Genomic DNA, 10558 nt, shown 5'->3' with positions numbered 1-10558 from the left:
GTCGGGCTCTTCGTGTCCTACCACGCCGGCCTGGCCGCCGGGGGCACGATCGTCCTGGTGGCCACGGGACTCTTCGGGGTGATCTGGCTCTTCGCCCCGACCCACGGGTTCATCGCGAGTCGCGCGTGGGCGGGACGCCCGACGCTGCAGACCGAGGCCGCTTCTCGCGTCGTGTTCGAGTCTCCGGAGATTCGGACGCCGCCCGGTCGATAGTCGTGGCAATCGGAGCCGGCCCCGTAGCCGGCTCCATTGCGCTGGTCGGCTTCGGCTTGGATAGCATCCATCGACCGGCATCCCCGCGTAAGGTCTCTAGGAAGGCGTGCTATACTTCGGGCGGCGATGGCATTCTGGGGAGTCTCCCGCATCCTGGCAGCCATCTTCTCCCTGATGCTGGTGGCGGTGGAGGCCCCCGCGGTCCACCAGCACCACGACGCGGGTCCGGCCTGGTACGACGAGGAGTGTCCCTCCGTCCGACTGGCCGCGGGGCCGGGCGAGCCCGGGCTCCTCCCCGCCCTGGACCTGGCTCAGCCAATCCCCGTCGTGGACCTGCGAGTCCCGGCGCCCCCGAGAGGCGCTCTCGACATCTCGGTCCTCTCGCTCAGCACGCGCGGCCCGCCGATCGCCACCTGAGTCGTCGGCCTTCGTAGCACCCCGTCACTCCGAGGCCGGGCGTCTCCCGGAATCGCGACCCGCAGACTCCTCGCGGCGCGCCATTCCTGCGGTCGATCATGTTCGCGGGGGCCGGCCTCGGGCGGCAGGAGAGGAATGATGGCATGAAACGCCTGAGCCGATAGCGTGGCCGGGTTCTTACCTCCCCGATTCGACGCGGCCGCTCGCTTCGCGGGCCCGCTGCTCGGCGCGGCCGGCGCGGCCCTCGGGCTGGCGCTGGTGACTCTGGTGGGACAGCATGGGCTGGACTACGGGGCGCTGGCCCCGCTCGCCGTCTACATGCTTCTTCTCGCCGTCACGCTTTACACGAGCGGGCGTGTGGCGCGCTTGCGGAGCGAGGTCCAGCGAACCCGGGATGCCGAGGAGCCCGAGGGACCAGCCGGGGAGCCGGAGGGACGCTCGACCCCTGCCGCACAGGCTCAGGCGAAGCTCGCGCGCTATGGGCGTGAGGGCGTGGCCCTCATGTTCTCCCTGGGGGGCGCGGCGGGTCTGGGCCTGAGCGTCCTGTCGCTCCGGGGCGACCTGGGCTCGGGGCCCGCCGCGCGGATCACCGTGCTCGTCGGCCTCGTCCTCGGGCTCCTCGCCTTTCTGCTGATGGTCGCATCGCGGTGGACGGCCCTGACGTCCCCGCGCCTCCCGGAATCCGCAGGGCTCGTCGAGTGGCTCCGCGGGGGCCACTGGGTGTCGGCCCTAACCGGCGTCGGCCTGCTCGCGCGTGGCCTGGGCCTCGAGGCGTTCGATCTCGGTCGCGGGATCGCCCTGGTATTGGTCGGGGTGTGCACCCTGTGCGCCGCCGAGCTATGGCTCCGGGGCCTCTTTCACGCCTTCCGGAACCGGGCGCCGTGGCCGGAGATCGTCGTCCCCGTCCAGCTCATCACGCTGACCACGCTCTTCCATGGGGGAAGTCCCCTCCACAGCCTGATGGCGGCTGCCGAACGGCGCCTGGGTCTCTCGCTCCGGTCGACCTGGGCGATCGGCTTCGTACGACGGAGCCTCGGCATGCTCCTGGCGAGCCTGATCCTGCTCGTCTGGGCGTCGACCATGCTCGTGGTCATCGGCCCCCAGGAGCAGGGGATCCGCCTCCGGTTCGGGCGTCTCGTGTCCCGGGCTCCCGTCAGTCCGGGCCTCCACCTCAAGTGGCCCTGGCCCCTGGAGACGATGGATCGCTACCCGGTGACGAGGGTCCAGACGCTGGGGCTCGGCTACGCCGGACCCCCGAAAGACTCCCTCCTGTGGGGACGGACGCATGCGGGCGAGGAGTACCAATTGCTCCTCGGGGAGGGCCGGGAGCTGGTGTCGGTGGACGCGACGGTCAGCTATCGCATTCGCGACGTCGTCGCCTTCGCCTTCGGCTCGCAGAACCCGCGCGAGACCCTCGATGCGCTGGCGTACCGGCTCCTCATGCGGGAGACGGTGGCGACCGACCTGGACCGCCTGCTCACCGCCGACCGGACGGAGTTCGCGAAGCGGTTCGCGGTCACGCTGCAGCAGGCGTGTGACGTCCAGGGCCTCGGCCTGGCGATCCTCCACGTCGGCTTCATCAGCCTCCACCCGCCCGTGGGGATCGCGGGCGCCTACGAGGACGTGGTCAGCGCAGAGATCGAGCGCGAGACGCGCGCCGCGCGTGGCCGCGTCTATCAGGAAACCACCGCGCCGGCCGCGCAGGCCGAGGCGACTCGCGCGATCCGGGAGGCCGAAGCCGAGGCCGCCCGCCGCCTGGCCGACGCCGAAGGCGCCGCGGCCCGGTTCCGGGCCGCCTTGAGCGCCTCCCGGACGTCGCCGGAGCTCTTCCGGTTTCGCCGGCGGCTGGAAGCTCTGGAGGACGGCCTCGCCGACCGCAGCCTGTTCGTCGTGGACCACCGACTTCGGACGGGCGCCGGTGAGCTCTGGATCGACATACGGCCCGGGACACAGACCCCTTGACTGCGGAGAGCCGATGATGCGGAATTCCGTCGTCCGCTTGACCGTCGCGCTCGTCATCGTGACGCTGACCCTCGCCTCGAGCGTCTTCGTCGCCGTCCGCGAGGGGCAGGTCGCGGTGGTCACCCGATTGGGGGCTCCGCGGGCCGTGTGGCGCGATGCGGGGCTCCACGCGAAGTGGCCGTGGCCGATCGAGCACGTGTGGGTGATGGATGCTCGCCATCGGCTCTTCAACTCGCGCTTTGCCGAGACCCTCACCCGGGACAAGAAGAACATCGTGCTGCGCACGTTCGTGGTCTGGTCGGTCGGGGAGCCGCTCACCTTCCTGCAAGCCGTCGGTGACCTGGCGACGGCCGAGGATCGGCTCGACGGGCTGGTGACCAACGCCAAGAATGCGGTCCTCGGCCGATATGAGCTGGCGGCCCTCGCTTCCACCGATCCTGGCCGCCTCAAGATTCCCGAGATCGAGACCGACATCCTGACCGATGTCCGGGCCACGGCCCACGAACGATTCGGCGTGGCCGTGCACCAGATCGGGCTCAAGCAGCTCGGCCTGCCGCCCGAGAACGTGCCCTTCGTCTTCGACCAGATGCGGACGGAGCGGCGGCAGTTCGCCGCCCGTTACCGGGCCGAGGGCGAACGCGAGGCGGCGGCCATCCGTTCCCAGACCGACCTCGACGCGGCCCGCGTGCGGGCCGAGGGGACGCAGAAGGCCGCCGAGATCCGCGCGCGGGCGGAGGCCCAGGCCGCCCGCATCTACGCCGAGGCCCAGAGGCGAGACCCCGAGCTCTACCGGTTCCTGCGCTCCCTGGAATCGCTGCAGGCGCTCCTCGGGAAGCGCACGACGGTCATTCTCCGGACCGATGCCGCCCCCTTCACCCTCCTCAACACCCCCGGGCCGGCCGAAGGAGGCGGCGCCGCCTCCGGTCGGGTGGCGAAGTAGGATGACCGCGTCGGCGTCCGGTCCGCTCCTCGAGAGCCTCACCACGGCCTTTCGGCTGCTGAAGTGGGTCGCCGCGCTGGCGGCCATCGCGATCCTGGTCTCCGGGATCACGGTGGTCAAGCCCGACGAGGTGGCGCTCCGGCTGCGGTTCGGGAAGCTGACAGGCCGGACGCGCGCCGATCAGGTCCACGGACCTGGCTTGCTGGTCGCCCTGCCCTATCTGGTCGACGAGGTCATCCGCGTCCCCGTGAAGCGCGTGCAGGAGATGCGCATCGAGGCGCTCGCGGGGGGGCCGGACGCCATCGGTGACCGCCTGGACGTCACGGCCACCGGGTACGCCCTCACGGCAGACCACAACATCGTCCAGCCCGCCGCGGTCCTCAAGTACCAGATCACCGATCCCGTCGCGTGGACGCTCCGGATCGTCGCACCGGAGGCCGTCATCCGGGATGCCGTGGTGTCCGCCCTCACGCGGACGCTCGGCGAAATGACGATCGACGCCGTCCTGGTCGATGGCCAGAGGCGCCTGGCGGCCCAGGCCATCGGGCGCGCGCAGGAGCGCCTCGATGAGGATGGTCAGTGGGTGCGGCTGCTGGCCCTCGAGTTCACCGCGCTCCGACCGCCCCCGCAAGTGGCACGCGATTTCGACGACGTGCAGAGCGCGTTCGTCGAACGGAAGACCCGGGTCGATGAGGCCCGTGGGTATCGGGAGCAGGCGCTGCCCCAGGCGGCCGCCGACGGCCAGGGCCGCGTCCGCCAGGCCGAGGCCGACGAAGCCGCCCATCTGGCCGAGGCCCGGGGCGCCGCCGCCACGTTCCTGGCGATCCGGGAGGAATACCGACGGAATCCGGCGGTGGTCCATCAGCGGCTCTACCGCGAAGCGATGGAACGCGCGCTGTCCACGGTGGGCGGACGGATCCTGGTGCCGCCCGGCTCGGACACGGGGCGGATCCTCATCCCGAGCGACAACACGCCGGGCGAGTGGACGGGACCGGGCGGGTCGTGATGGCGCTCGGGGTCACCCCCCGCCCCCTCAGCGGGCGACTCCAGGACACGATCGAGTCGGCGCTGACGTCGGAAGAGCGCCGCCGGATCGCGCGCCGGCTCGGAGGCGCGCTGGCGGCCGGCATCCTGCTTGCTGCCGGCCTCGCGCATCGCCGACTCTTTCCGGGCCAGGAGGAGATCGCGGCGCTGCTGCTGGCCGTCGGCGCCGCGCTCGCCATCGTCCCGGTCTGGCGAGCCGGCATCCGGGGCTTTCTCGCGCGTGACCCCGACTCCACGGTGGACCAGCTGGTGAGCGTCGCCCTCCTCGCCGCCTTCGCCACCGGGGACTTCGAGACGGCGATCCTCATTCCCCTCGTCATGGAAATCGGCCACTTCTTCGAGGAGCGCAGCATCCTGGGCGCCCGGGCGGCGATCGAGGGGCTGAAGACTCTGCGGCCGGGTACGGCCGCTCGGCTGGGACCCCGCGGGGAGGAGGAGGTGGCCGTCGACCGTCTCCATCCCGGGGACCATATCGTCGTGCGGCCCGGCGAGGCCTTCCCGGGAGACGGTCGCGTCGTGCGCGGGACCTCCGCGGTCGACCAGAGCACGATGACCGGCGAGTCCGTGGCCGAGGAGGTGTCGGGCGGCTCCCGGGTCTTTGCCGGAACCCTCAACCTGTCCGGCGTCCTCGAGGTGGAGGTCACGGATCTGGCCGAAGCGACCGCGCTGGGCCGGATTGTCGACCTGCTGCGCGCTGCCGAGCGGTCAAAGGCGCCGATCGTGCGGCTGATCGAGCAGTACACGGAGTACTACCTGCCGGCGGTTCTCCTGGCGGCGGGCGCGGTGCTGGCCTTCACGCAGGACCTCACCCGGGCGATCGCCATCCTGGTGGTGAGCTGCCCCTGCGCCCTCGTCCTCGCCAGCCCGTCGGCCATGACCGCCGCCCTGGCCGTCGCGTCCCGTTTCGGGATCCTCATCAAGAGCACCCGGTTCCTGGAGGCGCTCGGGGAGATCGACACGCTGATCCTGGACAAGACGGGGACCGTCACGGTGGGCCGGCTCGAGGTAGTGGCCGTGCGGTCGCTCGGCGGAGAGACCCCCGACGAGGTGCTCCACGAGGCCGCGGTCTGCGCGGCGGGGTCCCGCCATCCCGTGTCCAAGGCCATCCTGGCGGCGGTCGGCGGCGTGGCGGCCGTCGAAGCCGACGCGATCGAGGAAGCGCCGGGGCGGGGGGTCGCCGCGCGGCGAAACGGCACGGTGGTGCGCCTCGGGTCCGCCGCCTGGCTCCGGGAGTCCGGCCTCGAGCCCCCGGAGGTGTTTCCGCCGCACGCGGGTCCCGTCGTGTGGATCGCGCGCGACCGGGAGGTGCTCGGGCTGCTGCTCTTCGCCGACCGCCCGCGGCCCGGCAGCCGCGAGGCGATCGAGGCCGTCCGCGAGCTCGGCGTGTCGCGCACTCTGTTGATGACGGGCGATCGCGCCGACGTCGCGGAGCCCATCGCCCGGGAGCTCGGCGTGGACGAGTTTCTGGCCGGCTGCCTGCCGGAAGCGAAGCTCGCGGTCGTGAAGCACGAGAAGGCGAGCGGGCGCCGCGTCATGGTCGTGGGCGACGGCGTGAACGACGCGCTCGCCCTCGACGGCGCGGACGTCGGCGTCGCGATGGGCGCGATGGGGTCGGACGTTGCCGTGAAGAGCGCGGACGTGGCGCTGATGGGCACGGATCTCGGGCGCCTCCCCCAGATGATGCGCCTCGCGCAGCGCACACGGGCGGTGGTCAACCAGAACGTGCTCTTCGCGATCGGCAGCAGCCTGGCCATCATGACGGTGGCCGGCCTGGGCCTGATCAGCCCCGTCGAGGGCGCGGTGGTGCAGAACCTCGGCACGTTCGTCGTGGTCGTGAACAGCGCCCGCCTGCTCCGCTTCGCGCCGGCCGAGTCATGATCGGTGTCAGGCGCGAGCGGAGCCCCTGGCCGGACCGAGATGACCAGGGTCGGGTTCGCCCTCATGAGCGGGCTTCTTGTCCTGGCTCCCGCGCTCGTAGTCGCGACTCACGGCAGCGCGGGGCGCCCGGCCGTGGTGGAATCGGAGCGACTCGTGGCCAGCGCCAATGGGTCGACGCCCCGAAAGTGTCATGTGGCCGGCGTGGTGCAGAATCCCAGTCTCAGCGAGACCGTGACGGTGCGGCTGGCGTGGCGAGGCTTGGACGCGACGGGGTCCCCGGTGGCGATGGCGTCGGCGCGGATCCCCTGGCTCCGCCCGGGCGAGCGCCGCGCGTTCACCTCCTCCCCGCTCGTCGCCACGGCCTCCGGTCAGGTGTTGTCGTCCTGCGAAGGAATCCCTCACCTCGAGCGGCTGGAGGCCGTCGCGGAGCCCATCCCGGCGCCCTGAGCAGAGCCGCCCGTCAGCGGTGAGTCGCGCCCCCGCCGCCGGTTTACACCTCCGAGCCGTCGCAGCGCGGCGAGCGCCGGGTCGCCCCACGGCCTCACGGTCTGGCCGCAACCCGGGCGCTACTCCCTGGGCCACACGAGCAACATGCGGTAGCCGTGGCCCCTTGACAGAGGCGGCGGTTTGCTGTCCAATGCTGAAAATGAATTGCACAACGATTTGCATCGAGCCGCAGGAGTGCGATCGCGAATGATCGATCGCGAGCCCGGTACCGTCCTTCGGTTCACCGCCCGGCTCTGGGCCGTCGCGCTCGGCGTGGCCCTCGTCCTCGTCACTCTTCCGGAGATCCACGTCCACGCCGAGGGCACGCCCGCGCTCTACGACGAGGACTGCCCGCTGGCCAAACTCGATCTCGGTCCCGGGAACGCGCTTCTGCCCGACGTGGTCGAGCCCCCGCATCCGCTCCTGGCCGGCGATCCCGCCCTTCCATCTCCCGGACGGTCGGTTCCCGCGACTCCCCGGCCGTCCTTCGACCCTCGGGCGCCTCCCCCCGCAGCCTGACGTCTCCCGGTCTTCAACCCCGCTGGCCGACGTCGGCCCCTTCGGGGCCGGCCGTGAACCGCTCCATGAAGAGGGAGGCACCACCATGCGGACGTTCGTCGCTCTCTGCCTGCTGGCGGGAGTGGCGCTGGCGCCCTCGCCGGCCCCGGCGCAGGACGCCGAGGCCCTGCGCCGAGAGCTGGAGCAGCTCCGAAGGCAGTTCGACGCGATGCAGCAGCAGTACCGGCAGGCGATCGACTCCCTGACCGAGCGGCTACAGCGGCTGGAAGCGCAACCGCCACCGGCCGCCGTCCCCCCGGCGGCGCCTCCGGTCACGGCTCAGGCCCCACCGAGCGGACCGCCGTCGCTCCTGGAGCTGGCGCGCCCCCGCGAGCCCTTCGCGCTCTACGAGCGCCGGGGGGCCGGGCAGCTCCTGTTCGACATCGGCGTCGCCGGCGACTTCGCCGGGAGCCTCGCCTCGAACCGGGTCGAGACGGCCCATGCCGGATCGCTGGCGGGCCAGGAGAACCGGTTCTTCCCCCGCGAGGTCGAGCTGTCGCTCTTCGGCCAGGTCGACCCCTATGCCCGGGCCGAAGTACGGATGGAGGTCGGCGAGGAGTTCGAGGACGGACAGCGCTCGAGCAACGTGAGCCTCGCCGAGGCGAACCTCACCCTCATGACGCTGCCCTTCGGAACGCAGCTGAAGCTGGGGCAGATGCGGACCCGCTTCGGGCTGCTCAACGAGCTCCACCAGCACGATCGGCCGTTCATCGACAACCCGAACGTGCTGGTCCGGTTCTTCGGCGACGAGGGCCTCGTCGAGAAGGGCGCCGAGCTGACGTGGGTCCCGCCCCTGCCGGTCTACCTCCAGGCCATCGTGGGGCTCTTCGACGGGGACAACGAAGACGCGTTCGGCCGCGGCAGCCTCCGCAATCCCCTGGTGACGGGCCGGTTGCGCACGTTCTTCGAGCTGACCGACACCAGCGCGCTCCAGCTCGGCATGTCCGGCGCGACCGGCGTGACGGCCGCCGGGCAGCGCGCGAACTACGCCGGCCTCGACGCCAAGTACAAGTACAGGCCGGAAGGCTGGCTTCATCCCCTCCTGACGCTGGGCGGCGAGGTCCTCTACGGCCGCCGCAAGGTCAAGGAAGGCACGGAGGAGAGCCCACCCACCGGCCCCGAGGTCAGCGCCGAGTTCCGGACCCGGGAGAGCTACGGGTACTATCTCTGGGCCGAGGGGCAGCCCTGGAGGCGGTGGGTGCTCGGCGCGCGGTACGACTGGACGGAGCTTCCCGACGAATCCGGGCACGAGTGGGCGATCGGCCCGTACCTGAGCTTCATGCCCTCGGAGTTCCTCCGATTCCGGCTCGGATTCAAGCACACGGAGCGCTCCGGCGTCGAAGCCGCGCTCAAGAGCCTGAACGAGATCCTCTTCCAGGCCACGTTCATTCTGGGCGCGCATCCCGCGCATCCGTTCTGAGGAGGCCCGATCATGCGACCACGACTGCGGGTGATCGGTTCCACGGCAATCATCCTCGCCAGCCTCGCCCTGGGGCGGGCTGACGGGGCCGCCAAGATCCGGGTGGTGACGTCGATTCCCGATCTCAAGGCTCTCACCGAGGTGGTCGGAGGCGATCTGGTCGAGGTCGACGCGCTGGCCCGGAGCAACCAGAATCCACACGACCTGGAGGTGCGCCCGAGCCAGATGGTCAAGCTCCGGCGGGCCGACCTCTTCGTCATGAACGGGCTCGAGCTGGACGGCTGGGCCGAGGTGTCGATCCAGGGCGCGAACAACCCCCTGCTGGTGCCGGGTGGCCCCGGCCGGGTCGATGCCTCCCGCGGCATTTCGGTTCTGGAAGTGCCGACCGGGCGCGTCGACCGCTCGATGGGCGACGTCCACCCCACCGGGAACCCGCACTACACCCTGGATCCGGGACTGGCGCCCGTCATCACGGCGAACATCGTCGAGGGGCTGGCCCGGGTGGCCCCGGCCGAGCGGGCGACCTTCGAGCAGCGACGCCAGGAATTCCTGGGCCGCCTCGACACCGCGCTGGGGCGCTGGACCGACACGCTGGCGCCGTTCAAGGGCGCCAGGGTCGTGGTCAACCACAATCTCTGGCTCTACTTCCTGACCCGCTTCGGGCTCGCCATGGCGGGCACGGTGGAAGAGCGCCCCGGCATCCCGCCCTCGCCGGAGCACCTGGCGCGGCTCATCCGTCAGATGAAGGCCGACGGGGTGAAGGTGCTCATCCTGGAGCCGTGGGGCGACCGGAAGCTGGCCGACCGCCTGGCGGCCGACGCGGGCGCCAAGGTCGTGCTGCTCGCGCCCGGCGTGGGCGCCGTGAAGGGCGCCGAGACCTACCTCGACTGGCTCGACTACAACGTCAAGACCCTCGCCCAGGCGCTCCGCTGAGCGCCGCGGTCGAAGCGACGCGATGAGCGCCGACCTTCTCGCGCTGATGTGGGCGCCGTTCCTGATGTGCCTGGTCCTGACCGGCATCCACGCCTATCTGGGCATCCACGTCATCGCCCGCGAGGTCGTGTTCGTGGACATCGCGCTCGCCCAGATCGCCGCCCTGGGAGCCACTGCGGCCTTGCTGGTCGGGTTCGAGCTCGAGTCGCCCGTCTCCTACGGCTTCGGGCTCGGCGCGACTCTCCTGGGCGCTCTGGTGCTCTCCCTGACTCGGACCCGGGGGCGGCAGGTTTCTCAGGAAGCGGTGATCGGGGTAGTGTATGCGGTGTCGGCAGCCGCCGCCGTGCTCCTGGTCGATCAGGCCCCGCACGGGGCCGAGCATCTCCGCAGCATGCTGGTGGGGAGTCTCCTGGCGGTCCGCGGCCCGGAGGTCGCCGAGGTCGCGGTCCTCTACAGCGTCGTCGGCCTGTTCCACTGGCTCTGCCGGCGTCCGTTCCTGCTGATCTCGACCGATCCGGACGCCGCATTCCGCGAGGGGTGGCGGGTGCGCCTGTGGGATTTCCTCTTCTACGCGTCGTTCGGCCTGGTGGTCACGAGCTCGGTGCGCATCGCCGGCGTCCTGCTCGTCTTCTCGTACCTCATCGTCCCGGCCCTGGCCGGCATGGCGCTCGGCGGGGCGATCGGCACCCGGCTCTGGATCGGGTGGG

At 71.4% G+C, this 10558-nt stretch carries 11 protein-coding genes; all 11 read left to right on the top strand.

Annotated features, from left to right (window positions below):
• Positions 1–213, top strand: a 213-nt coding sequence (locus tag VGW35_18910) for a hypothetical protein (GenBank protein HEV8309739.1), incomplete at its 5' end; no start/stop codon positions are given.
• A 126-nt stretch (positions 214–339) separates the two neighbouring features.
• Complete coding sequence (locus tag VGW35_18905) at positions 340–630, top strand: hypothetical protein (GenBank protein HEV8309738.1); 291 nt, start codon at positions 340–342, stop codon at positions 628–630.
• A 165-nt stretch (positions 631–795) separates the two neighbouring features.
• Positions 796–2592, top strand: coding sequence for a protease modulator HflK (locus VGW35_18900; GenBank protein HEV8309737.1), 1797 nt, complete (start codon positions 796–798; stop codon positions 2590–2592).
• 13 nt (positions 2593–2605) lie between these two features.
• On the top strand, positions 2606–3532 hold the full coding sequence (locus VGW35_18895; protein HEV8309736.1) for a protease modulator HflC: 927 nt from the start codon (positions 2606–2608) through the stop codon (positions 3530–3532).
• A gap of 1 nt (position 3533) precedes the next feature.
• Entirely contained in the window at positions 3534–4538 is a 1005-nt protein-coding gene (locus tag VGW35_18890; protein HEV8309735.1) for a protease modulator HflK, read from the top strand.
• Complete coding sequence (locus VGW35_18885; GenBank protein ID HEV8309734.1) at positions 4514–6454, top strand: cation-translocating P-type ATPase; 1941 nt, start codon at positions 4514–4516, stop codon at positions 6452–6454. Before VGW35_18890 ends, VGW35_18885 begins: the two co-directional genes overlap by 25 nt.
• Positions 6455–6493: 39 nt before the next feature.
• A complete protein-coding gene (locus VGW35_18880) occupies positions 6494–6901 on the top strand; it encodes a hypothetical protein (GenBank protein HEV8309733.1) in 408 nt (135 codons plus the stop codon).
• Positions 6902–7147: 246 nt separating this feature from the next.
• Positions 7148–7459: a hypothetical protein gene (locus VGW35_18875; protein HEV8309732.1), complete on the top strand. Its 312-nt coding sequence runs from the start codon at positions 7148–7150 to the stop codon at positions 7457–7459.
• 85 nt (positions 7460–7544) lie between these two features.
• Positions 7545–8918: a hypothetical protein gene (locus VGW35_18870; GenBank protein ID HEV8309731.1), complete on the top strand. Its 1374-nt coding sequence runs from the start codon at positions 7545–7547 to the stop codon at positions 8916–8918.
• A 12-nt stretch (positions 8919–8930) separates the two neighbouring features.
• The gene (locus tag VGW35_18865) at positions 8931–9851 is read left to right on the top strand and encodes a metal ABC transporter substrate-binding protein (protein HEV8309730.1); all 921 of its coding nucleotides are present in this window, start codon (positions 8931–8933) and stop codon (positions 9849–9851) included.
• A gap of 22 nt (positions 9852–9873) precedes the next feature.
• Positions 9874–10558, top strand: a 685-nt coding sequence (locus VGW35_18860) for an iron chelate uptake ABC transporter family permease subunit (GenBank protein HEV8309729.1), incomplete at its 3' end; no start/stop codon positions are given.

The organism is Candidatus Methylomirabilota bacterium (assembly GCA_036005065.1).
In the GTDB taxonomy this organism is placed as follows: Bacteria; Methylomirabilota; Methylomirabilia; order Rokubacteriales; family DASRDR01; genus DASYQW01.
This window is presented reverse-complemented; position numbering and strand designations above follow the sequence as displayed.